Consider the following 24,151-nt stretch of genomic DNA (forward strand, 5'->3'; position numbering starts at 1 on the left):
TCGGATGGGAGTAAATATTCAAACTTTTCGACTGGTATTTGATGTAGAGGGGGAAATTCATATGTCAAAAAACGATGTTTATAGCGCACGCAAGTCTTTTGAAGTAAATGGCAAACGCTATAACTACTACAATTTGGCTGCTCTTGAGGAAGCAGGCATTGGTAAGGTTTCAAAACTACCATATTCGATTAAAGTTTTACTAGAATCGGTGCTTCGTCAATACGATGGCCGCGTCATTACAAAGGAACATGTTGAAAATCTAGCAAAATGGGGAACAGACGAGGTTAAAGAAGTGGACGTTCCATTCAAGCCTTCTCGTGTTATTCTCCAAGACTTCACAGGTGTGCCAGCGGTTGTTGATTTAGCATCCCTACGCAAGGCCATGGCTGACCTAGGTGGAGACCCTGATAAAATTAATCCAGAAAAGCCTGTTGATCTTGTCATCGACCACTCTGTTCAGGTTGACCAATACGGAACAGCGAATGCTTTACAAGCCAACATGGATCTTGAATTCGAAAGAAATGCTGAGCGTTATCAGTTCTTAAGCTGGGCGCAAAAAGCATTTGATAACTATCGTGCCGTTCCACCAGCAACAGGTATCGTGCACCAGGTAAACCTTGAGTTTCTTGCCAGCGTTGTTCACGCAGTGGAAGGCGAAAATGGGGAATTTGAAGCATTCCCAGATTCACTTGTTGGAACCGACTCACATACAACCATGATTAACGGTATCGGTGTTCTAGGTTGGGGTGTTGGTGGGATTGAAGCAGAAGCTGGAATGCTTGGCCAGCCTTCATACTTCCCAGTTCCAGAGGTAGTTGGTGTTAAGCTTACTGGTGAGCTTCCAAACGGAGCAACCGCTACAGACCTTGCGTTAAAAGTAACTCAAGTTCTTCGTAAGCATGGGGTTGTTGGTAAATTTGTTGAGTTCTTCGGACCTGGTGTTGTTTCACTACCACTTGCAGACCGTGCAACAGTGGCAAACATGGCGCCTGAATACGGGGCTACTTGTGGCTTCTTCCCAGTAGATGGAGAATCTCTAGACTATATGCGTTTAACAGGTCGTTCTGAAGAGCAAGTACAAATCGTTGAGGCATACTGCAAAGCAAACGGATTATTCTTCGATCCGAACTTAGAGCCTGTTTACACAGATGTTATTGAAATTAACTTAGATGAAATCGAAGCAAACCTTTCTGGTCCTAAGCGTCCTCAAGACTTGATTCCACTTTCTCAAATGAAGGCGGAATTCAATAAGGCGTTAACAGCACCACAAGGAAACCAAGGCTTTGGTCTTGAAGCATCTGAAATTGAAAAAGAAGCAACGGTTAACTTCGAAAATGGCGATACTGTCACGATGAAGACAGGTGCGATTGCGATCGCAGCGATTACAAGCTGTACGAACACATCTAACCCATATGTTCTTGTTGCTGCAGGACTCGTTGCGAAGAAAGCAGTAGAGCTTGGAATGGAAGTTCCGAAATTTGTGAAGACTTCCTTGGCACCAGGTTCAAAGGTTGTAACTGGATATCTACGTGACTCTGGCTTACTTCCTTATCTTGAAAAAATTGGATACAACCTTGTTGGTTACGGTTGTACAACATGTATCGGAAACTCTGGTCCATTAAAGCCAGAAATTGAAAAAGCTATTGCTGAAAGCGATCTATTAGTGACTTCCGTTCTTTCCGGTAACCGTAACTTTGAAGGACGTATTCATCCGCTTGTTAAAGCAAACTATCTTGCTTCACCACCACTAGTGGTTGCATACTCTTTAGCTGGTACAGTGGATATCGACCTTCAAAATGAGCCAATCGGAAAAGACAAGGATGGCAACGATGTACTCTTTAAGGATATTTGGCCATCAACTGCAGAAGTAAATGAAGTTGTACAACGCACAGTTACACCTGAGCTTTTTAAAGCAGAATATGAAAATGTATTCAGCGATAATGAGCGCTGGAACGAAATCAAGACAAGCAATGAACCATTATATTCATTCGATGATAAATCAACTTACATTCAAAACCCGCCATTCTTTGAAGGCCTTAAGCCAGACCCAGATGAGGTGAAGCCTTTATCAGGTCTACGTGTGGTAGGTAAGTTTGGAGACTCTGTCACAACAGATCATATTTCTCCTGCTGGTGCCATCGGCAAGGACACTCCTGCTGGTAAGTACCTACGTGAAAATGGCGTTGAAATCCGTGACTTTAACTCTTACGGTTCTCGTCGTGGTAACCATGAGGTTATGATGCGCGGAACATTTGCAAATATCCGTATTCGTAACCAAATAGCACCAGGCACTGAAGGTGGTTATACAACCCACTGGCCAACTGGTGAAGTCACTTCTATCTATGATGCTTGCATGAAGTACAAGGAAGAAGGAACAGGCTTAGTTGTTCTTGCTGGTAAAGATTACGGAATGGGATCTTCACGTGACTGGGCAGCAAAAGGAACAAACCTTTTAGGCATTAAGACAGTTATCGCTGAAAGCTTCGAGCGTATTCACCGTTCTAACCTTGCTTTAATGGGTGTTCTTCCACTTCAATTCAAGGAAGGCGAAAATGCTGAAGTCCTTGGCTTAACGGGCAAAGAAATCATTGATGTTCAAATCGATGAGAACGTGAAGCCGCGTCAGCTTGTTAAAGTGACAGCTACTGACGAAAACGGCAATAAGAAGGAATTTGAAGTTGTTGTTCGCTTCGATTCTGAAATCGAAATTGACTACTACCGTCACGGTGGAATTCTACAAATGGTTCTACGTGAAAAACTAGCAAACTAATAAATTAGAAAAGGCATCTGTCACGGCGATAGATGCCTTTTCTGTTTGAAATTATATGGGTTTATTGCCGATTATGTAGGTGCCTGGTCTTTATGTTTCCTTTTACGACTTTTCTAGAAAAGTACCTTGTTAAATCATTATGAACTTTTCTCAGTACGTATTTATAACCTTTCCAGAAAAGGTTATATTAAGACAAGAATCGTTTTCTACATCTAGGAGGTTTTTGATGGTTAAAAAAATTCTCGGTACTGTTCTAATATTGGCTTTGCTATCAGTCGCAGTAGTCCAAGCGATTGAAAAGGATAGAAGCGAAGACAAAATTATTACCCAACCTGCAACGAAAAATATTTCTGTTGAAAAAATGTCAGGTATAAAAGTCGGTTTGAAGGCACCTGATTTCGAATTAGAGACACTTGAAGGTAAGAAAGTAAAACTCTCTGACTTTGAAGGCAAGAAAGTTATGCTCAATTTTTGGGCGACCTGGTGTCCTCCTTGTAAGGCGGAGATGCCGCATATGCAGAAATTTTACGAGGAAGCGGGAGATAAAATTCAAATCCTCGCTGTTAACATTGATCCAAAAAATAATGTCGCAGGATTTGCAGAGGAGATGAATTTACATTTTCCCATTTTGTTAGACAAAGATGATAAAGTCATGAAGATGTATCAAATTCTTTCGATTCCTACCACATATTTTATTGATAAAGATGGAATTATTCAAAACAAATTTATTGGGGCCATGTCACTCGACAAGATGAGGGAATTCTTTGAAAATCAGTAGACCTTTGGATTGATTCCAGAGGTTTTTTTGTCTTCCTGGCATATAATGGATTAGTCTCATGCTCCTTTAACAAAAAAAGTTTAAATTAAATAAATATCGGGTAAATTTTCAAAAAGTTGTAATAATTTAAACACAAAATGGAGATAATGACTGTTACAATAGTGTTAAGGAAGGTGAGCCAAATGAGAAAGCCAAGAAAACGTTCATTTTCAGAACTCGTATTAGAGAATAAGCGTCAGCTTTTACAGGACCAGGAAGCTCTTGAAAAAATTGAAGAGCGTCTTGAAAAGAAGCGTTTGGGACAAGCGAGATAAGATAGATTTTTTACTCATGAATCCTTCTAAATTGGGTGATACTTTTATTAGGAGGGATTACACATGAGTAAAGAAAAAGAAGTAAGAAGAAGTTCCAATCATTTTGCTCCAAACCACATCGGTATGCAGCCAAGGGGCTTTGGTGGCAATAAGGGCAAGAAGATGCAGGATACATCTGGAGAACATGCTCAGGTGATTCAAACAAAGGGAGAATAGTTGACCCGTTTTTCTAAATTGATTTGCTATGACTCGCCAATTTATTAGGCGAGTTTTCTTTAATGAAAGTTGTTTACATAATATAATTATCTATAACTAAAGAATTTAATTTTTTCCATTATATTTTTACTGAAAAGATACAAACTATGGCTGTAACTATTATGATTTTGGGAGGAAGTACGATGCCTTATAACAATCAACCAAAACCAGATGATCGCAGCGATAACGTAGAGAAACTTCAAGAGATGGTTCATAATACGATTGAAAATATGGAAGCTGCAGAAGAAACGATGGAGTTTGCCAATGAAAAGGATCGGGCAGATATTGCGGCAAAGAACGAACGAAGACGTGACGCAATTGAAGGCATGAGAGCAGAAATTAAAGACGAATATCGTGCTCAGCAGGAAGAATAAAGAATGGGACCTGATCGATGGATCAGGTCTTATTTTAATATTGGCAAGAAAAATATGATAGAATAGGACATGAAATTTATGATAAAGAAGTGATTAACATGTCTCAAAGGGAAGCCCGTCAACCAAATTTACATATAGATATTTCTGAATGGGAAAAGGAAATCAAGGAAAAAGGATACATTCGGGACGATACAGAGCTACTAAAGGCGATTAAAGCTTTAAACGAGGATGAGGACCAAAAACTCCTTTCGACTCTTTTATCATTAGCGGCACTTTCAAGAAGTGGAAAGGAAGCAAGAGCGGATTCCCTCGTTCATGCCTGGATGGACAAAGCCTATGCTTTGAATCCAAACAACCCTCGAGCTAAAGCGTTTCTTGCTCAGCATATTTGGAAAACAAAAGAAGATTTATTAAAATCCATTGAATTCCCAATTATTCGAGAAACAGACAACCGACAGCTCAAGAAGAAAACGGCCGAGGAAATCATCGCAAAATGCGAACAGCTGCTCAGGGATTATGAAGACGAGCTTGATGAGCTTGAAGATGCCCTGAAAAATGTGAGAGACATCAAAGAGGAGAAACTTATTGAAAAATATCGACTCCTTTTGAACTTACTTGAGATGGTGATGGAGAGCATTGCAGGTGTACGGAAGTCAGCGGCTGAGTTCGAACAAACAATTTCCGGAGCCTTTCATAATACAACCTATTACTATGATATGAAGGCACATCTTGAAAACATTGAAAGGGTGAAGGAAGATTGGTCGGAAGTGTTTCAAAATACAACGACCGAAAAAGAGAATAGTCCTTTAACTGAATTAGATGCCATGATCGGTCTCGGCTTCGTCAAAGAACGGGTAAAATCGCTCTATCAATTCCTGAAATACCAAAAGACCCGCAAGAATTTAGGCTTTGAAACGAAGGATGAGCTAAGTCTTAATATGATTTTGACAGGGAACCCCGGAACTGGGAAAACAACATTAGTACGATTATTAGCAAAGATTTACCATGAATTAGGTGTATTACCTCGTAAGGACGTAGTTGAGACGGATCGTTCTCAGCTTATTGGCTCTTTTGTCGGACAAACAGAGGAGAATGTTCGAAGGATTGTTGAAAAAGCACTTGGGGGCGTATTGTTTATTGATGAAGCCTATAGCTTAAAAAGAGAAGGGCAATCAGGCACTGATTATGGGCAAACGGCTATTGATACACTTGTATCCTTAATGACAGGAAACGAGTTTGGGGGTCAATTTGCCGTTGTATTGGCCGGATATCCCGACGAAATGAGAAGCTTTTTGGATGCAAATCCTGGACTTAGAAGTCGTTTTCCACAATCCAATTTTATGGAGCTTGAGGATTATACCGATGATGAATTAATCAAGATTGCTACACAGTTCGCACTGGAAAACGACTATTTGTTAACAGAGGGGGCAAAAATTGAGCTCCGAAAAAGGCTGGAAAAGGAACGAGTGGATGATACCTTTGGAAATGCGAGAACCGTGCGCAACATCGTCTTGGATGCTATTTTTAAAAAAGGCTCACAGACTAGCAAGGACAATAATATTTTAGATTATACGGTCCTTGAACAAGGAGATTTTGAAATCGTCGAGGATGTTGATCAGGAAAGTGCCATTGTGAAACTCGATGCTCTGATTGGATTGGACAAGGTTAAAACTGAGGTAAAACGACTGATTTCCTTTGTAAAAGTACAGCAAATGCGCAGAGAGAATCATTTGCCAGTTCTTCCGCTCCAGCTACACTCAGTATTCATGGGAAACCCTGGAACAGGAAAAACAACGGTTGCCAAAATCTATGCAGACGCCTTAAAAGAGTGCGGAATTTTGAAAAGAGGCCATCTAATAGTGACGAGCCGTGCTGATTTCGTGGCCGCTTATGTTGGACAAACAGCCATCAAAACAAAGAAAAAAATACGTGAAGCCCTCGGTGGAGTGCTGTTCATTGATGAAGCATACTCCCTTCTAAGTCAATCATCAGGGGATTTTGGCAAGGAGGTCATCGACACCCTCGTTGATGAAATGACAAAGCATAATGAGAACCTCGTCATTATCCTCGCTGGCTATCCTAAAGAAATCGAGGAGCTCCTTTCCAGTAATCCTGGATTGAAATCACGTTTTAAGAAGTTCTTCGAGTTCCATGATTACTCGATCAACGAAATCATAGAAATTATGAAACATTATGGATCTCATTATCAATATCATCTAACGGATGAGGCGAAGGTATTCCTAATAGAGGAGCTAGGGAAGATAACGATAATGGGAAATGGGCGCTTTGCCACAAACCTCATGGATGAAGCAATCCAGGCGCAAGCCTCAAGATTAATGGAGGAACCAAACGCACTGACCGATTTGAACAGGGCAACCGAGATCAACAAAGCAGATATAGAGAAGGCATTCATAAAAATGAGAAAAGGGGAAGCATAATGTTCGTTGCGACAAAAGAAATCGAAGTACGCTATGCGGAAACCGACCAAATGGGAGTGGTTTATCATGCCAATTATCTCGTCTGGATGGAGCTTGGCCGCACAGCATTGATTCAGGAGCTAGGGTTTAACTATGCGGAGATGGAGAAGGACGGGATCATTTCACCGGTCATGGATATTCAAGTTTCCTACAAGAAGCCGGTCCGTTATGGAGAAAAAGCAACGATTCGCACATGGATCGAGCACTATGATGGACTAAGAATCGTTTACGGCTATGAGATTTTCACAGCGGACGGAGAATTATCTGTTACTGGTGAATCCAAACATGTTTGTGTGAAAAAAGATAGCTTTAGACCGATATCCGTCAAGAAAAAATACCCTGACTGGCATGAAGCCTATGAAAAAGCAAAAAAACAATCGGTTGAAGCCTAACTTCAGGGAAGAGGTGTAAAGATGGCCTTTGGTATTAAGCGGGAGGACCTCCTTGCCTGGAAAAAGAAAATTGATGATGGTGAGATTGCTTTTTTGACACATTATTGGCTTGATGATCGCTTTCCTAGCTGTAATACCGTGACAAAAGTTGGGTGCAAGGATTTGAATAAGCTGGTCGAGTGGGGTAAGCAATATGGCTTAAAAAGAGAGTGGATTCATATTCGCAAGGATGGATATTCCCATTATGATCTTCTCGGTGAGAAAGAGAAGGAAATTCTAGCAAAAGAAAAAATCAAAGCAGACGTGAGGTAAGACGTCTGCTTTAATATTGATAATAAAAGGGGATAACATTCATAAATGTAAAAATCATAGATAATAGGAAATTCCCCGTAATGGCTGGGAGCAAGCTTTTTGTATGTATTGTAAGGAGCCCTAAGAGCAAACCAATAACAAAGAATAAGAAGCAATACGAGAACGAATAACCAAATAAATAATAGGCGATTGCCCCAGACAGGCTCGTAAAGAAGACTGCAGGTATTTTATCAATTACCGTGATGAATCGTGTTAGTAGGACCCCCCGAAAGAGAACCTCAACCAATGCAGCGTTTAGGACTGAAAAGGCGACTGCTCTCCATAAGCCATTCCAGTTTACCGGGAGAGATTCTATAAAATAGAATAGGAAAACAAATAAAAGAAGAACTAGAACCATCATATAAAGTCCTTTTATAGGTAAATCTCTACTGCCTCGTAGTTTGATAGCCCCCCATTCCATCTTCATGCGAAAGGCTGTGAAGGTTGCCTTGAATTTATAAAGTACATAGCCAATAATCAAAATCGGGAATAAAAGGAGAAGCCGATTGAGTAGAATGAGATTGGCATGTGAAAATGGGAGTGCAAGCAGTAACCGATCCGCATAGATGAACGTAAATAAACCACCAGCGAAGCTGACAATCGTCCACACAAAGACACGATTTGTTTCCGAAAGAAAGGCAATGGAAATCATCAGAAGAATGAGAATCATAAAGATAGGGGTGAACATTTGTAGTTGAAATAGCATCTGTATAAGTAAGAATATGGTTGCAAGAAAAAGCCCCATCCAAATATTTCTTTTATTTTCAATCACGATCGATTCTCACCCCTTGGCTTACGGATTATCGTTATTTTATCATGACAACAGAATTCTGGCTAAGATAACCATTTTTATAATAAAAGAGTGACGCACAATGCATCACTCTAAAGAAAAATTATAGTTTAAAATGTTCAATCGATTGTCTCAGTTCTTCTGTCAGTCCTTTTAGATTTTCAGAGATGGTCTGTAGCTCAAGAACCGCTTGTTTTTGTTCTTCTGATGTACTGGCAACCTCCTGAACTCCTGCAGTTGTCTGTTCCGAAATTGCGACAACACTGTCCACGGAGCTAGAGATAGATTGGCTGCTGGTGAATAATTTCTCACTGGCATAAGCGATTTCTTCAATGTCACTTGTTAGGTGATCAATAAACTTAAAGATATTGCGGAAGCTAGTTTCAGTTTCCTTTGTCATGTTTGCGCCTTCTAGCGCAGACTGTTTACCTTGATCCATATTGACAAGCGCTTTCTCCGAATCGTGCTGGATTTCTGTAATCAGACCCGAGATTTTTTCCACAGAGTTGCTACTTTGCTCCGCAAGCTTTTTGACCTCCTGCGCTACAACAGCAAAGCCTTTTCCATGCTCACCAGCACGTGCCGCCTCAATCGATGCGTTAAGGGCAAGGAGATTGGTTTGCTCTGCAATGTCATAAATTAAAGTAGTAATATCATTGATTGCCTGAAGCTTTCGATGAAGCTCCTTCATTATATTCGTTGACTCTGCTGACTGGACCACGATGGTATCGATCTTTTTATTCATATTTTCCATGGATGATTGACCATCATGAATCACCGTTTTTGTATTCTTTGAGTGCTCGACTATTTTTTCAATCGTATCGGACATCGCTTGGACAAATTGATTATTATGCTCAACATTGCTAGAAATATTGACCATGTCTGCAGATAGTTGCTCTGAGCCCCTTGATACTTCTGCCATGGCGGAGGAAACCGTATCTGCTACTTGGGAGGATGCAGCCGCCTGATCGTTCAGTACTTTAGAATCCTTTTCCACTTCCCTTATTAAGCTAATAATGCGATTGGTCATGTCCCTTAAGCTATCAATCATCCGATTAACAGAAGAGAAGAGAGTTGCGATTTCATCCTTCGATTTGGTAGTGATTTTTTCCGTTAAATCACCAGCAGACACCTTTTCTAAGAATAAGGAGAGCCTATTGATCGGGTTAATGAAATAGCTAGCAAAGAACCAGCTAATCACGATGGAAATCGCTAGTAAAATGACTACAATCACAATCTGGAAGATCAATAGCTTGGACAGAATAGCTGCGTTTTCTTTATCCGCTGTTTCTATACGATTATTCATATTTTGAGAAATCGTCTTCGTAAAAGAATTAACCTCATCCTTTGAAATCACAGAATAAATACGCCAACCAGTTGTTTCTTCCACATCTGCCACATAGGTAACTTGATCCATATCTAAATAGAAATTATTATCTTTTTTCTCCTTGAAGATAGGGAGGGAAGTAATGCCCGCATTATTAGAAACTGCAGCTTCGTCTTTATAAGCGATGAGTGCCCCTTCAGAATCAGTCAAAATGACATATCCGCTATTACCAATCTTTTTGCTGGCAATATCGGTTGTTAAAGCAGATAAGGAAACATCGAGTCCAAGTACTCCATAAAGCTCATTATTTCGAAAAACAGGCGTGCTAACTGTGATCATGTAACTTTTTCCAGTCCCGTCCAAGTACACGTCCGTGATAAAAAATTCACCCTTTTTTAACTTTTTAGCGGGCTCATACCAAGGTCTGGTGGTCGGATCATAATCAGCGGCAAGCCCTTCAGGTCGCGGCTGTATCGTGAAAGTTTTTGCCTCTGTCCCTAAATAGGCATACTGCATCATATCATTTTGACTCAAAAACCTCTGAAATAGAGTGTTTAGCTTTGTCGGATCACCAGAATAAAGATCATCAAATGAAGAAATGATGTTCAAATCGCTCTTAGCACGAGAAATAAGCGTTTGGACGGATTTCTTTACATTTTCTGTCTCATGATAAATAAGTGTCCCGGCATAATGCTCAGAGAAACCGTTTACATCTCGAAAAACATCCTCCGATAGCCCCTTTGTCAAGTCCTCCGTATGACTAGAGAGTGTCTGAAACGCAAACTGGGTAAAAATGGAGCTTACCGCAATCACTAATATCAAGGTTGATAATACACCAGCAATAAGCTTCGTACGTAGCTTCACAAAAAATTCCCCCTTAAACCCCTATAAAACTTATCTAATATACTTACATTATAAAGGAAAAAAGTCCTTACATTATTGAAAATTTGTCAAATATCCGACAATTTTCCTAAAATAAATTCTCTATAATTTCTACATAAAAAAAGCAGACTCTTATTGAATCCGCTAATTTTCTTCTTCAAAGAAATCGATCAATTCTTCGAAATTATGAATGACTTTAATGGGACTATGTTCACATTTCATATCTGCTGAATAAGGAAAAACTCTAAATAAAAATCGGTCATTTGGCTTGATGTCATAACCTCGGTCTGGAAAATAAGCTCTTCCTCTAATCGTTGTGAATCTTTCATAAAAACCACCTTCCTTATCGCAAATTAAGGTTCATTTATTAATCAAGCTATTCATGGATTATGAACATTCATTACATTAAACGTGTAACAACAATTCTTAAGTCTATTTTAAAGCGAAAAAAGGCTTCACAACTTATATGGTTTTGACAGTTTATTGAAAAATAAAAAAACACTGGAGAAAACCAGTGTTAAAAGCTTAGATAAAAACCTTACGCATGCATGATATATTCATTAGCGAGCGGTAGTTCGATATAAAAGGTCGTGCCTTCTCCGAGGCGGCTGCGGATTTGAATATCGCCACCAAAGTCATGAATGATATTTTTGCAAATGATAAGACCGAGTCCCGTACCTGTTGTTTTCGTTGTGAAAAATGGAGTGAACAGGGATGCTATAGTCTCCTGCGGTATTCCACAGCCATTGTCATGGATACTAATCACCGAGTGAGCTCCCCTAATTTCAGTGCGCATGCATATTCTTCCTTGGATGCGTTCGGAGGCACGAATCGCTTCAAAGGCATTTTTCATCATATTAACTAAGACGGCCTTAAGTTGATACTCATCAATAAGAATGCTTGGATTATCTGACGAAGGCACCGTTTTGATCGAAATCCCTTGTAAGCTTGCCTCTCCTTCGTAAAGAAGGGCCATCTCCTCAATGAGCTTATTAACAGAAACAATTCTTGTTTCCTTTTTTTGAGGCTTTGCTGCATTAAGAAATTGAAAAAGAATCTTATTGGCTCGTTCGATCTCATCAAGAGAGATATCTGCATATTCTTCTTTTTGTATGTCAATTAAATAGGGCCTGACTAGCTGAATAAATCCCTTTATCGTTGTGAGAGGATTACGAATTTCATGAGCAATTCCGGCAGCTAATTTTCCTACACTCTCCAGATAACTAGATTGTAATGCAAGTTGATCATATTCCTTTTGCAGCTTTGCATATTCTTCACGGCTTTCCTTTAATTTCTGTTTGTACAAATTGAGTCTTCTTCTCATTCGATTTAATTGTTCAAATTGGTTCGTTGTCATTTTTCATCCATCCTTCATCAAAACGATCATTGATTAGTATCATGTTTATGGCGAAAAATATCAGAATATGCATAAGTTTGCAAAGTTAGGTCTGTTTTCATATAGTGAATTTTTCCTATTTTCAGATTCCTATACATTTAGTATACAAAAAGACCTAAATTTTATCAATAAAGAACAAAAATATCTTTTTTTCGAACGAACTAAACAATATGAACATAAGAAAAACTAGGCAGTCGATCTGCCTAGTTGTTTAAATCCATTTTACTTTTGGTTCAGTTTTATTCTTTATGCGCCCGATATTCGCTCGATGGCGGTAAATAACAAAGGTTGCTAAAATTGTGACAACGATAATGAGAGGGAGATCCCTTGTAATTAAAGAATAAATGAATGCCGCTACTGCAGCTACCATCGAAGAAAGGGAAACGTACTTTGAAAGATACAAGCAAACCATAAATACCCCAACCAAGACGAAAAATAGAACGGGGTTGTAGCATAATAGAACTCCACCAGAGGTAGCGACCGCTTTGCCACCTTTAAATGAGGCAAAGATCGGAAACATATGTCCAATAACAGCTGCCACACCTGCAATCAATGGGTGTAATTCAGGATAAAATAATAGAGGGAGAGCTGTTGCTAGTGTTCCTTTCAAAATATCCGCTAAGGTAACAACGAGACCTGCTTTTACTCCTAATATCCGAAAGGTATTTGTAGCTCCTAGATTTCCGCTGCCATGTTCGCGTATATCAATCCCTCGAGTCAGTTTTCCCGCAATGAGACCTGAGGGGATTGAGCCCAATAGATAAGATAAAATAAGGATAGTAGTAACAATCATGCATTTTACTCCTTTACTAGAAGGACTGGTTCCATTTTTATAGTGTTTATATTGTAACATGGTTGATTCGTAAAACTCCATATTCAAAAGGAAATCGAGCGAAAAAAATCCTACACCCCCATTTTATACCAAAAAGACAAAATGAAACCTTCTGGATGAAATTGTCGTTTAGTTATATGGGGAAGGCTATAAATTTCGAAATTTTCCTTTTCAAGGATAGATTCATTCGTTACGATTAAGAGAGAGAGGAGAAGTGAAATGGCTCGAGTTGAATACCATAAAAAGAAAACTTTCAAAAAAGGGTGGATCTTCGGCGGCCTGTTCATCGCCCTTTGTTTGGTTATATCTAGTATTCTATTATTTTTATACCCATTTGCATCGAAGGAGAAGGTACCGTATTTTTCAGGAAGCAACCCGATTCTCTTTGAAGGGAAACAGGTCGGGAATGCTCTTATAGATGGGGAAAGCGTCTATGTTCCACTAAGCTTCATGCAGGAAAAGATTGATGATGGAATCATTTATGATGAAAAGTCCCATTCCATTATTATTACGACTGCAGATAAAGTTGTACAAATACCCACGGAATCCTTAACCTATTATGTCAACGAAAAACCCGTCAAGCTTCATTTCTCACCGATAAAGGATGAAGCAGGAGAGCTATATTTGGCATTGGAACCTATTCTAGCCTATTACCCGATTCAATATTCTATTCTTAAGGATACGAATGCCATTTGGATCCAAAAGGATGGCGAGGGGCTCACCTATGGAACCATCAAAGGAAAGGATGTCAATGAGGAGAAGCTCCGTTTAAGGACAGATGCCACCCTTCAATCCTCCTACACCGTTCAATTAAATGAGAGCGATCAGGTGTATATCGAGGGTGAAAAGGAAGATTACTATTTTGTTCGAAACAAAGCTGGAGTGGCAGGTTATATCCATCAAAACCTCGTCAAACAAGGGAAAAAGGAAGAAATCATGGTGAAAAGAGAACAAAAGCAAGCATCCCTTCCGAAAATTGATGGCCCGATTCAGCTAACCTGGGAAGCCGTTTATACAAAAAATCCGAGTACGGACAAGATCCCACATATGCCAGGAGTGAATGTTGTTTCACCAACCTGGTTTGAATTAGCAAATGAAAGCGGGGATATTAAGAACCTAGGTTCATTATCCTATGTCAATTGGGCTAAGGGGAAGGGCTATCAGGTTTGGGGACTATTTTCCAATGCCTTTGATCCCGATTTAACGTACAAAGCATTTAAGGATTTTGAGACAAGGCAAAAGATGATCCGTGAACTTCTTCATTATAGTCAAATGTATCATTTGGACGGGATTAATGTAGACATTGAAAATGTCAATCCAGAACACGGCCCACTAGTCACACAGTTTATTCGTGAGGCCACACCTTATTTTCATGAGGCAGGACTTGTTGTCTCCATGGATATCACTTTTATCGCAGGCGGTAATTACTCTGCCTTCTACGAAAGAGAGAAGCTTGCAAAAATTGTCGATTATTTAGCTGTAATGGCCTATGATGAGCATTGGGGGTCCTCACCTAAAGCAGGCAGTGTGGCTAGCCTTCCATGGGTGGAGAACAATCTTCAAAAGCTATTAGAGCTGGTACCGAATGAAAAGCTCATTCTTGGAGTTCCGTTATACACAAGGCTTTGGGAGGTCAAGGATAGTGGGGAAGTTTCATCCAAGGCGTTGTCCATGGCAGAGGTGAAGGAGTGGCTCGAAACTCATCAGCTAACGCCGGTCTATGACGAGGCGAGCGGACAAAATTATGCTGAGCTCTATGTCGCTGAGGAGCAAGCGACCTACAAAATTTGGCTCGAAGATGAACTATCTTTAAAAAAGAGAGTGGAGATCGCATCAAAATACGAGCTTGCTGGGGTCGGCAGCTGGTCCAGATATTTCGCTGATGAAACAGCTTGGGTCGCTTTGAATATGAAGAGTCAAGTAACACAAAAATAGTTTCAAAGGGCTGGGAGCTTATCCTAGCTCTTTGTATTTGGAATTTTATTTAAATGTCCTGTATGATGGAAGGTACATTTTTTAAGTGAATGGAAGATGCATATGAAGACAACGATATCAGGCTTTCAGTGGATGGCATTTATGATTGCAGGGTCCATTGTTGCCCCCATTGCCATTGCCGACCTATTTGGTCTATCACCAGTTGAAACAACTGGTCTTGTTCAAAGAACGATGTTTGTACTCGGTCTTTCAAGCCTCTTACAGGGGTTGGTTGGACATCGCTTACCCATTAACGAAGGGCCAGCTGGATTATGGTGGGGGGTTTTTGCAATCTATGCGGGCCTTAGCACAACGCTTTTTTCCTCCAACATGGAAACACTAAGAGGATTGGAAGGAGCGATGATTGTAAGCGGGGTCGCATTCATTCTATTAAGCCTCTTCAAGCTGATCCAAAAGGTAGCAACCCTTTTTACCCCAGTAGTATTGGGTGTCTATTTGCTATTACTTGTCTTACAGCTGAGCGGCTCGTTCATTAACGGCATGCTTGGTGTTGGTTATAGACAGAATGGTGTAGACTTACCAATCGGACTGTTTTCTTTAATTCTCATTTTATTTACGTTTTATCTATCGAGACATCGAATTACTTGGGTAAGTCAATATTCCATCTTGATTAGTTTGGCAGCTGGATGGCTTATTTTTTCATTACTCGGGTTTTCAAAACCAATTGAATTTCAAACGGATAAGCTGATTCATTTGCCTACGTTTTTTGAATTTGGTCGTCCGATCTTTGATTCCGGGATGATCACAACGGCGATATTCGTGACGATGCTTTTGTTAACAAACATGATCGCCAGTATTCAAGTGGTGGACGATATTGTTTCCAAGAGCGAAAAGCAGGAAGGAAGAAAAGTCAGCTACTCAAGAGCAGGCTTCGTTTCGGGGATAAATCAGCTGCTCGGCGGTAGTTTCTCAGCGATTGGCCCAGTACCAATATCTGGGGCAGCTGGATTTATTGCAACCACCAACTTGACATCCATCTTGCCCTTTTTACTTGGTTCGATATTTATCCTGATCTCCAGTCTATCGCCACAGATAATGACCATTTTTGCGGCATTGCCAACACCGGTTGGCTATGCTGTAACCTTCGTAGTATTTGCAAATATGATTCGCCTGTCATTTTTTCAATTTGATCAGGAAAAGGATACGGATCGTATTCGCCTAGTGATTGGGATTTCATTAATGATCGGTGTAGGGGCGATGTTTGTTCCATCTGCCGCTTACAAGGATGTTCCACCGATTTTGACATCCCTGCTGAATAATGGACTTGTTCTTGGATCATTGACCGCCATTATTGTCGATCAATTAACCAGAAAAAACCGCAAATCCAAATAATGCTAGAAGTTTCAATCTATTAAAAGTAAAATAAAGATTAACTGACAGTTCAATGATTGGAGGAAATTAAAGATGACAATCGAAAATCCAAGTCGTGAGGAAATCGGAAAATTGTTGAAAAAGGCAAAGAGAATTGCAGTCGTTGGTTTAAGTGGAAATCCTGAAAGAACCTCCTACATGGTCTCGAAAGCGATGCAGGATGCAGGATATGATATTATCCCTGTTAACCCTACGGTTGATGAAGTCTTGGGAGTCAAGGCTGTAAAGAGCCTGAAGGAAATCGAAGGCCATATCGATATTGTCAATGTGTTTCGTCGCCCTGAGCATTTAATGGATGTGGCGAAAGAGTTTGATGAAATTGATGCTGACATCTTCTGGGCTCAGCTTGGGATTGAAAATGAAGAAGCGTACCAATTTTTGAAGGAAAAAGGCTACACAGTCATCATGGATCGCTGTATTAAAGTCGAGCATGCATTGACCAAATAGAAACTGTCGAGAGCGCTCGACAGTTTTTTTCCTGTTTTTCTATGACATGATTAGATTTTCGTAATGGTCCAAGTATCGATCTTTCCTTTAAGGATAAAGTTAATTTCGCTCACATGGAGTTGCCAAATCGAGATATTTATATAAAATAGGCAATAGGCTTTTCTTTTCATTCATTTTCCTTAAGGGTGATCTATCACATAGTCTAGAAAAATGTTTTATAAAGATTGCTTTTAATATGTTAAAATAGAACATAGAACACTTGTTCTAATCGTAAAAATGCTGGAATTGAAAGGATTTTCGGATCTTTTCTAGAATAGATTTACATGTGACAGCAGTTGTTTGTAGCAAATGAAAGGGGTAATTTCGTGGCAAGAAGTCAGAATAACTATGAATACAATGATGATGCCATCCAGGTGTTAGAAGGGCTTGAAGCCGTTCGCAAGCGTCCTGGAATGTATATCGGAAGCACGGATACTAGAGGGCTTCATCATTTAGTATATGAAATTGTCGATAACTCGGTTGATGAAGCATTGGCTGGGTTTGGAGACCAAATTACTGTCAAAATACATAAGGATAATTCCATTAGCGTTCAGGATAAAGGCCGCGGTATGCCAACGGGCATGCATAAGCTTGGAAAACCAACGACTGAAGTCATTCTAACGGTTCTTCATGCTGGTGGTAAGTTTGGACAGGGAGGCTACAAGACAAGTGGTGGGCTACATGGTGTTGGGGCCTCTGTCGTTAATGCCCTATCCGAATGGCTCGTTGTCAAAATTAAGCGAGATGGATTTGTATATGAACAGCGCTTTGAAAACGGCGGAATTCCAGTGACCACGTTAGAAAAGGTTGGAAAGACCCATCAAACGGGAACAACCATTCACTTTAAGCCTGACCGTACGATTTTTTCAACAATTACTTATAATTATGAAACCTTATGCGAGCGTCTTCGTGAATCTGCCTTTCTCTTAAAGGGATTAAAAATTGAAATTATTGATGAGAGAAATGAAGCGAAAGATGTGTTTTATTATGAAAATGGCATTGAAGCGTTTGTCGAGTACTTGAATGAAGAGAAAGACGTCTTGCATCCAGTTGTGAGCTTTGAAGGAGAAAATAGTGGCATAGAGGTCGATTTTGCCTTCCAATTTAATGACGGCTACTCAGAAAATGTGCTTTCCTTTGTTAATAATGTACGTACGAAGGATGGAGGAACCCATGAAGTCGGTGCGAAAACCGCAATGACCCGTGCCTTTAATGAATATGCACGAAAGGTTCATCTCCTCAAAGAAAAGGATAAGAATCTTGATGGTGCTGATATTCGTGAAGGACTTTCGGCAATCGTGTCCGTTCGTGTACCCGAGGACCTTCTTCAGTTTGAAGGGCAAACAAAGGGAAAGCTTGGTACGAGTGATGCACGCTCAGCTGTCGATTCGGTGGTGTCTGAGCATCTGTCCTATTTTTTAGAGGAAAATCCCGACATCAGTACTCTTTTAATTAAGAAATCGATCAAGGCTTATCAGGCTCGAGAGGCAGCAAGAAAAGCACGGGAGGAAGCAAGAAGTGGCAAAAAGAGGAGAAAAGGGGAAACCCTTTTATCTGGAAAATTAACACCAGCCCAGTCACGGAATCCTCAGCGTAATGAATTATATCTTGTCGAGGGGGACTCTGCCGGCGGATCTGCAAAGCAAGGGCGAGACCGCAGATTCCAAGCTGTACTGCCACTTCGCGGTAAAGTTATTAATACAGAGAAGGCAAAGCTTGAAGATATTTTCAAAAACGAAGAAATCAATACGATCATTCACACAATTGGTGCTGGAGTGGGTAATGATTTTACGGTAGAGGATTGTAATTACGATAAAGTAGTTATTATGACCGATGCTGATACGGACGGTGCTCATATTCAAGTGCTCCTGCTCACCTTTTTCTACCGTTATATGAAGCCGCTAATTGAAGCAGGCAAGGTCTTTATCGCCCTCCCACCCTTATATAAAGTGAGTAAGGGAACAGGGAAAAAGGAAGTCATCGAGTATGCGTGGAGCGATGAGGATCTTCAAGCTGCGATTAAAAAGGTAGGAAAGGGCTATATGATTCAGCGCTATAAAGGACTCGGTGAAATGAATGCGGACCAGCTTTGGGATACGACGATGAATCCTGAAACAAGGACATTAATTCGCGTTCGCATTGATGACGCTGCGAGAGCAGAAAGACGGGTGACGACCTTGATGGGCGATAAGGTTGAGCCGCGCCGAAAATGGATTGAATCAAATGTTGCCTTTGGTTTGGAAGAGGACGGAAGTATTTTGGAAAATGAAAACATATTTATCGAAGAGGGGGTTACTGAAGCATGAGTACGGTTGAGAAATTTCGTGACCTCCCTTTAGAAGATGTGCTTGGGGACAGGTTTGGTCGCTACAGTAAATATATCATTCAGGATCGGGCATTGCCTGATGCACGAGATGGATTAAAGCCTGTCCAGCGCAGAATTCTCTATGCCATGCATGTGGAAGGCAATACCCAGGATAAAGGCTTTCGAAAATCAGCGAAGACGGTTGGGAACGTTATTGGTAATTACCATCCACATGGAGATAGTTCTGTTTATGAAGCAATGGTAAGAATGAGCCAAGACTGGAAGCTGCGAGCCCTATTAGTTGAAATGCATGGGAATAACGGCAGTATTGATGGCGATCCTCCGGCTGCGATGCGTTATACAGAAGCAAGATTATCCGCAATTGCAGCTGAACTGTTACGGGATATCGACAAACGAACCGTTGATTTCGTCCCTAACTTTGATGACACAGCCAATGAACCGACCGTGCTGCCAGCAATGTATCCCAATCTCCTAGTGAACGGATCTACTGGAATTTCAGCTGGTTATGCAACCGATATCCCTCCTCATCATCTAGGTGAAGTCATTGATGGCGTGATCTTGCGAATGGACAATCCACATGCAACCATCGATGAACTTATGACTGTCATTAAGGGGCCAGATTTCCCAACAGGTGGGATTATCCAAGGGATTGACGGTATTAAGAAGGCTTATGAAACGGGAAAAGGGAAATTTATCATTCGTGGAAAAACCGAAATTGAAACCGTGCGAGGTGGTAAGCAGCAAATCGTCATTACCGAAATACCCTTTGAGGTGAATAAAGCCAATCTCGTCAAAAAAATTGATGAATTCAGGGTCGATCGGAAGGTAGAAGGAATTTCAGAGGTTCGAGACGAAACGGATCGTACGGGCTTAAGAATTGTCATTGAATTAAAAAAGGAAGCGGATGCTGCAGGGGTACTAAATTATCTATTTAAAAATACTGACCTCCAGGTTACCTATAGCTTTAATATGGTAGCTATCCATAATCGCCGGCCAAAATTAATGGGGTTGGCGGAGCTATTGGATGCCTATATCGAGCATCAAAAGGAAGTTGTTACGAGAAGGACGCAATTTGACCTCCAAAAAGCAAAGGATCGTCAGCATATTGTTGAAGGTCTGATGAAGGCCCTTTCAATATTGGATGAAGTCATTGCTACGATCCGCGCATCGAAGGACAAGCGCGATGCAAAAGACAACTTAATTATCAAATTTCAGTTTTCTGAAGCACAGGCGGAAGCGATTGTTTCCTTACAGCTGTACCGCTTAACTAATACCGATATCACTGCATTGCAACAGGAAGCGGAGGAGCTTGCAAACAAGATTGAGGAGCTTTCGAGTATTTTAGAAAGTGAGCGCAAGCTATTATCCGTCATTAAGAAGGAATTAAGGGATGTCAAAAAACGCTTTGCCGACCCAAGACGTACGCAAATTGAAGCGGAAATTGAGGAAATCAAGATCAATCTTGAGGTATTAGTCGCAAGTGAGGACGTCATTGTGACCGTCACCAAGGAGGGCTATGTAAAAAGAACAAGCCCCCGTTCCTTTGCTGCCTCAAATGGACAGGATTTCGGTATGAAGGATAGCGACCGATTGCTTGCAAAGTTAGAGATGAACACGACAGATGTTCTCCTTCTTTTCACAAATAAAGGCAATTATTTGTATTGTCCTGTTCATGAGCTTCCAGATATTCGCTGGAAGGATCTAGGTCAGCATGTTGCCAATATCGTCCCGATTGACCGTGATGAGGTAATTGTACAAGCTTTGGCTGTACCAAATTTTGAGAAAGAAGCCTATCTTCTGTTTATCACAAAATACGGCATGGTGAAGAAGACGGAGCTACATGCATACAAAGCCCAAAGATACTCAAAGCCGCTTGTTGCGGTGAATCTCAAAAAGGGTGATGAAGTCATCGATGTTTTTGAAACGGATGGGAAAAAAGAAGTCTTCCTAACTTCTTATCTTGGCTACGGATTAAGATTTTCCGAGGAAGAAGTCAACATCGTGGGCGCACGTGCTGCAGGTGTAAAAGGGATGAACCTGAAGGAAGGGGATTATATTTCAAGTGGAAATATCATTGATTCTTCCAAAGACGAGAGTGTCGTGATTGCAACTCAACGTGGTTCGGTGAAGAAAATGAAGCTGACTGAATTTGAACTGACAACAAGAGCGAAGCGTGGGGTTGTTATGCTAAGAGAACTCAAATCCAATCCTCACCGCGTGATTGGGGCAGTGATCGTAAAGGCTGGGGATGAAGTTTTCATCCAGTCTGAGAAAGGACAAATTGAATCGATACATGCATCGGAATTAAGATACAACGACCGCTATACGAACGGTTCCTTCCTTATTGATGAAGCAGAGAGTGGACAAGTCATGACAATATGGAAGGTTGAAGCGGAAAAGGAATTAGAAGATAAGAGCTAACGAGAGGTCCCTGCTTGAATTTGCAGGGTCTTTTTTTGTTCATCTCCGTCTTAGGTCCGAGAGAAAAACCATCAAAAGACCCTAACCTTAGATGGTAAGCTTTACTAAAATAAAGTTAGATGAAAGAAATTCATGGAAATTAAACGGTTTTTGAAATATTTGTCTAATTATGAAGCTTAACGGAGAGGAAGTTTTATCATGGAGAATGCGATTAAAAGAAACATTCGCTTGTTTTTAACAGGAAAACTAACGGCAGCCCTTGGATCATCCATTTATGGTTTTGTCATCGGGCTCTATATTCTGGCAGAAACGGGATCGAGCTTAAATTTTGCGATTACATTGTTGTTGAGTGTGTTACCCCACGTCCTCCTTGCCCCATTGGCTGGGACGCTAAGTGATCGGTGGGATCGTAAGAAGTTAATCATTTTTTCTGATTTTGCTTGTGCAATTTGGTTAGCCATTATCTTTGTGATTTTTACATATTTTAATCAAGAAATCTGGGTGTTATATTTGGCAACCACCATCCTGAATATTCTCAACACCTTTTACTCCATTGCCGTCACATCCGCCATTTACAATATGGTCGGCCCAGACTCTCTTCAAAAGGCAATGTCTCTGAACCAGGCAGCTGTTTCAATTTCTACAATCTTAGGACCTGTTTTGGGAGGGGTATTATTTGGGTTCTTCCATATCTCAACCTTTATGATTATTAATATCATTACCTTTACGATTTCTGGGCTTGCGAATATATTTATCTCTTATCATTTATTTGCCGAAAAAGAAGAAGAAGAGTCTCAAAAAAGCATTCTAGCAGAATTAAAAGACGGTTTGGCCTATGCAAAGAATCAACCATTCTTAAAAAGTCTCATCATGGTTGCTATTTTTCTAAACTTCTGGTTTGCTGTTTTTCCTGTTGCTTTACCGTATTTAGTTCTTACTGTAAGAAAGATGGAGGCTTTTCAGCTTGGCATTATAGAAGGGGCTTTTTCCGTTGGCATGCTCGTCATGTCCATTATTCTCTCGCAGAAACAAGAAATTAAAAAGAAGGAACTTAGTATTATTGGCGGGCTTTTTGGGATGGCCATTGTCTTAATGTTAATCGGGGTTCCTGGTATTTCTGGATTCGCTGGCATCCCTAACACGATTTTCTTTCCATATTTAATCGTTCTCGTCTTATTTTTGTCATCCTTTATCATGTTGATCAATATGCCGATTATGGTGTTGCTACAAAAAAGCACGCCAGATGTCTATCGCGGACGGGTCATGTCTTTGCTTGAAACAGGAGCAAGTGCGATGACACCGCTCGGATTCATTCTCTTTGGACTGTTACTTGAAAAAATCCCAGTCTGGATTTTATTAGTGTTCTGCGGCTTATGTGTGATTGTTCTGATCCTCCGAACCTTAAAAGAAAAAACTCTCATTCAGCATTTGAGAAAAATTGAAAATGAAGAAGAAGTCGCAATGGAAACGTCGGTTTAGCCGGCGTTTTTTGCTATATTACATCATTTTTCCAATTTGGGGCATATTAAACTCACCAAGTTCTGAGGAGTGGATATGTATGAGGAAAGAATTCATCATTCTTGTGGCTGCGTTTTTTATCATGTCCTTAACAGCATTTTCAGCTGTCTATGCCCTTGAAGAAGAGAAAAAACCTGTCCTTATTACCGAGAAAACCGCAGATATCACAGGAGATGGGGAGGAAGAGAGCATCTATTTAAAGGGGATAGAATATCAAGAGGATAGCCTACACTTTAAGACTATTTTTCTAGAGGTTCGTGAAAAAAATGGTCGTACCCATAATATGGAATTTGATGGGGGATTTGAACCAGCCATTTGTCTAAAGGATTTCAACGATGATGGTGTAAAGGATGTCCTTGTTACGATCAATACGGGGGGCAGCGGTGGAATCCTCAACCACCATCTGTACTCCCTAAAGGATTCCAAGGTTACCGATCTTATGACACCAGAACCATTAGTGATTTCTGGACAATTTCTAGATAAGTACAAAGCAAAAATTACGATTGAAAATAACCATAAATCCCATAAGTTTGACCTAAAGGAGCGGGCAAAGGATTATGAACTAAACGGGCTATATCATAATGGGAAATTAAATGAACCAACTGAGTTAATTATGGGAGGATTTGATCGGCTTAAGCCCATAAAAATTAAGGGTAAGAAGTGGGGCTTGCGAGGAAATCAAACAATAAGCGGAGCAGCTCATGCGGATGTTATTGGTAGAGTGGAATCCACTTGGATCCTTAAAAATGGGGTCTGGGTATTATTAAGCACAAAGGTATTTGAGGCAAATATGAAGCAGCAGAAGTAGGCTACATTTATAAAGTAAAGCTCTTTTCTCAAACATAATTGCTTTTGAACAAATAGTAGTTAGACAAAACGATGTTTGATGCAATCTATCTGTAGAAACAACGAAGAAAAGTGCGGCCCATTCTATACGTATCGCACGCCTAGAATGAAACGGAATGGCCAGCATTATGGACATTCCAGAACCATAATCCGTGCGAAAACAGTCTAAAGTAAGTAGGCACTTGTCACCCTTGTTATTATTTAACATATATTACAACAAGAAGAATAATTCATCATTTAGGGGGGCTTC

Annotated in this window: 19 protein-coding genes; 15 read left to right on the forward strand and 4 right to left on the reverse strand. The window is 40.4% G+C overall.

Annotation, left to right across the window (positions count from 1 at the left end; translation table 11 throughout):
• The first annotated feature begins 61 nt into the window (after positions 1-61).
• The 8 genes from acnA (at position 62) to J2S07_RS04010 (ending at position 7,672) form a co-directional block, all read left to right on the forward strand.
• On the forward strand, positions 62-2,770 hold the full coding sequence (gene acnA, locus J2S07_RS03975) for an aconitate hydratase AcnA (RefSeq protein ID WP_307149114.1): 2,709 nt from the start codon (positions 62-64) through the stop codon (positions 2,768-2,770).
• 226 nt (positions 2,771-2,996) lie between these two features.
• On the forward strand, positions 2,997-3,548 hold the full coding sequence (locus tag J2S07_RS03980; RefSeq protein WP_307149115.1) for a redoxin domain-containing protein: 552 nt from the start codon (positions 2,997-2,999) through the stop codon (positions 3,546-3,548).
• A 182-nt stretch (positions 3,549-3,730) separates the two neighbouring features.
• A complete protein-coding gene (locus J2S07_RS03985; protein ID WP_126407478.1) occupies positions 3,731-3,862 on the forward strand; it encodes an FbpB family small basic protein in 132 nt (43 codons plus the stop codon).
• A 63-nt stretch (positions 3,863-3,925) separates the two neighbouring features.
• Positions 3,926-4,078 carry an acid-soluble spore protein N gene (locus tag J2S07_RS03990; protein WP_307149116.1) on the forward strand — a complete coding sequence of 51 codons (153 nt, stop codon included), beginning with the start codon at positions 3,926-3,928 and terminating at the stop codon, positions 4,076-4,078.
• A gap of 182 nt (positions 4,079-4,260) precedes the next feature.
• Positions 4,261-4,491 carry a small acid-soluble spore protein Tlp gene (gene tlp / locus J2S07_RS03995; protein WP_307149117.1) on the forward strand — a complete coding sequence of 77 codons (231 nt, stop codon included), beginning with the start codon at positions 4,261-4,263 and terminating at the stop codon, positions 4,489-4,491.
• A 98-nt stretch (positions 4,492-4,589) separates the two neighbouring features.
• Positions 4,590-6,929, forward strand: coding sequence for an AAA family ATPase (locus J2S07_RS04000; RefSeq protein ID WP_307149118.1), 2,340 nt, complete (start codon positions 4,590-4,592; stop codon positions 6,927-6,929).
• Positions 6,929-7,360: an acyl-CoA thioesterase gene (locus tag J2S07_RS04005; protein ID WP_307149119.1), complete on the forward strand. Its 432-nt coding sequence runs from the start codon at positions 6,929-6,931 to the stop codon at positions 7,358-7,360. Before J2S07_RS04000 ends, J2S07_RS04005 begins: the two co-directional genes overlap by 1 nt.
• Positions 7,361-7,381: 21 nt before the next feature.
• A complete protein-coding gene (locus J2S07_RS04010; protein ID WP_307149120.1) occupies positions 7,382-7,672 on the forward strand; it encodes a hypothetical protein in 291 nt (96 codons plus the stop codon).
• Positions 7,673-7,682: 10 nt separating this feature from the next.
• Here the strand turns inward: J2S07_RS04010 and J2S07_RS04015 are convergent, their stop codons facing one another.
• The 4 genes from J2S07_RS04015 to plsY all read right to left on the reverse strand — a co-directional run bounded on the left by J2S07_RS04015 (position 7,683) and on the right by plsY (position 12,899).
• Positions 7,683-8,483: a CPBP family glutamic-type intramembrane protease gene (locus J2S07_RS04015; RefSeq protein ID WP_307149121.1), complete on the reverse strand. Its 801-nt coding sequence runs from the start codon at positions 8,481-8,483 to the stop codon at positions 7,683-7,685.
• Between the two features lie 121 nt (positions 8,484-8,604).
• Positions 8,605-10,692: a methyl-accepting chemotaxis protein gene (locus J2S07_RS04020; RefSeq protein WP_307149122.1), complete on the reverse strand. Its 2,088-nt coding sequence runs from the start codon at positions 10,690-10,692 to the stop codon at positions 8,605-8,607.
• Between the two features lie 556 nt (positions 10,693-11,248).
• Positions 11,249-12,067 carry an ATP-binding protein gene (locus tag J2S07_RS04025; protein ID WP_307149123.1) on the reverse strand — a complete coding sequence of 273 codons (819 nt, stop codon included), beginning with the start codon at positions 12,065-12,067 and terminating at the stop codon, positions 11,249-11,251.
• 250 nt (positions 12,068-12,317) lie between these two features.
• Positions 12,318-12,899, reverse strand: a complete 582-nt coding sequence (plsY, locus tag J2S07_RS04030; protein ID WP_307149124.1) for a glycerol-3-phosphate 1-O-acyltransferase PlsY — start codon at positions 12,897-12,899, stop codon at positions 12,318-12,320.
• Positions 12,900-13,157: 258 nt separating this feature from the next.
• Between plsY and J2S07_RS04035 the strand changes: the two genes are divergently transcribed.
• The 7 genes from J2S07_RS04035 to J2S07_RS04065 all read left to right on the forward strand — a co-directional run bounded on the left by J2S07_RS04035 (position 13,158) and on the right by J2S07_RS04065 (position 23,863).
• Positions 13,158-14,873: a glycosyl hydrolase family 18 protein gene (locus J2S07_RS04035; protein ID WP_307149125.1), complete on the forward strand. Its 1,716-nt coding sequence runs from the start codon at positions 13,158-13,160 to the stop codon at positions 14,871-14,873.
• A gap of 102 nt (positions 14,874-14,975) precedes the next feature.
• Entirely contained in the window at positions 14,976-16,265 is a 1,290-nt protein-coding gene (locus tag J2S07_RS04040; protein WP_307149126.1) for a purine/pyrimidine permease, read from the forward strand.
• A 72-nt stretch (positions 16,266-16,337) separates the two neighbouring features.
• Positions 16,338-16,751 carry a CoA-binding protein gene (locus J2S07_RS04045; RefSeq protein WP_307149127.1) on the forward strand — a complete coding sequence of 138 codons (414 nt, stop codon included), beginning with the start codon at positions 16,338-16,340 and terminating at the stop codon, positions 16,749-16,751.
• A gap of 365 nt (positions 16,752-17,116) precedes the next feature.
• On the forward strand, positions 17,117-19,096 hold the full coding sequence (gene parE, locus J2S07_RS04050) for a DNA topoisomerase IV subunit B (protein ID WP_307149128.1): 1,980 nt from the start codon (positions 17,117-17,119) through the stop codon (positions 19,094-19,096).
• Positions 19,093-21,537 (forward strand): DNA topoisomerase IV subunit A, encoded by a 2,445-nt coding sequence (parC, locus tag J2S07_RS04055; protein WP_307149129.1) that lies wholly within the window; start codon positions 19,093-19,095, stop codon positions 21,535-21,537. The genes parE and parC overlap by 4 nt, the downstream gene beginning before the upstream one ends.
• A gap of 198 nt (positions 21,538-21,735) precedes the next feature.
• Positions 21,736-23,016, forward strand: a complete 1,281-nt coding sequence (locus J2S07_RS04060) for an MFS transporter (RefSeq protein ID WP_307149130.1) — start codon at positions 21,736-21,738, stop codon at positions 23,014-23,016.
• Positions 23,017-23,095: 79 nt separating this feature from the next.
• Positions 23,096-23,863 (forward strand): YybI family spore inner coat protein, encoded by a 768-nt coding sequence (locus J2S07_RS04065; RefSeq protein ID WP_307149131.1) that lies wholly within the window; start codon positions 23,096-23,098, stop codon positions 23,861-23,863.
• Positions 23,864-24,151: the final 288 nt, after the last annotated feature.

It is taken from the genome of Anoxybacillus andreesenii, from assembly GCF_030813005.1.
In the GTDB taxonomy this organism is placed as follows: Bacteria; Bacillota; Bacilli; order Bacillales; family Cytobacillaceae; genus Robertmurraya; species Robertmurraya andreesenii.

Coding starts and splice junctions, on each gene's coding strand:
- acnA (WP_307149114.1), top strand. CDS start 62: ATGTCAAAAAACGATGTTTATAGCGCACGCAAGTCTTTTGAAGTAAAT.
- J2S07_RS03980 (WP_307149115.1), top strand. CDS start 2,997: ATGGTTAAAAAAATTCTCGGTACTGTTCTAATATTGGCTTTGCTATCA.
- J2S07_RS03985 (WP_126407478.1), top strand. CDS start 3,731: ATGAGAAAGCCAAGAAAACGTTCATTTTCAGAACTCGTATTAGAGAAT.
- J2S07_RS03990 (WP_307149116.1), top strand. CDS start 3,926: ATGAGTAAAGAAAAAGAAGTAAGAAGAAGTTCCAATCATTTTGCTCCA.
- tlp (WP_307149117.1), top strand. CDS start 4,261: ATGCCTTATAACAATCAACCAAAACCAGATGATCGCAGCGATAACGTA.
- J2S07_RS04000 (WP_307149118.1), top strand. CDS start 4,590: ATGTCTCAAAGGGAAGCCCGTCAACCAAATTTACATATAGATATTTCT.
- J2S07_RS04005 (WP_307149119.1), top strand. CDS start 6,929: ATGTTCGTTGCGACAAAAGAAATCGAAGTACGCTATGCGGAAACCGAC.
- J2S07_RS04010 (WP_307149120.1), top strand. CDS start 7,382: ATGGCCTTTGGTATTAAGCGGGAGGACCTCCTTGCCTGGAAAAAGAAA.
- J2S07_RS04025 (WP_307149123.1), bottom strand. CDS start 12,067: ATGACAACGAACCAATTTGAACAATTAAATCGAATGAGAAGAAGACTC.
- plsY (WP_307149124.1), bottom strand. CDS start 12,899: ATGATTGTTACTACTATCCTTATTTTATCTTATCTATTGGGCTCAATC.
- J2S07_RS04035 (WP_307149125.1), top strand. CDS start 13,158: ATGGCTCGAGTTGAATACCATAAAAAGAAAACTTTCAAAAAAGGGTGG.
- J2S07_RS04040 (WP_307149126.1), top strand. CDS start 14,976: ATGAAGACAACGATATCAGGCTTTCAGTGGATGGCATTTATGATTGCA.
- J2S07_RS04045 (WP_307149127.1), top strand. CDS start 16,338: ATGACAATCGAAAATCCAAGTCGTGAGGAAATCGGAAAATTGTTGAAA.
- parC (WP_307149129.1), top strand. CDS start 19,093: ATGAGTACGGTTGAGAAATTTCGTGACCTCCCTTTAGAAGATGTGCTT.
- J2S07_RS04060 (WP_307149130.1), top strand. CDS start 21,736: ATGGAGAATGCGATTAAAAGAAACATTCGCTTGTTTTTAACAGGAAAA.
- J2S07_RS04065 (WP_307149131.1), top strand. CDS start 23,096: ATGAGGAAAGAATTCATCATTCTTGTGGCTGCGTTTTTTATCATGTCC.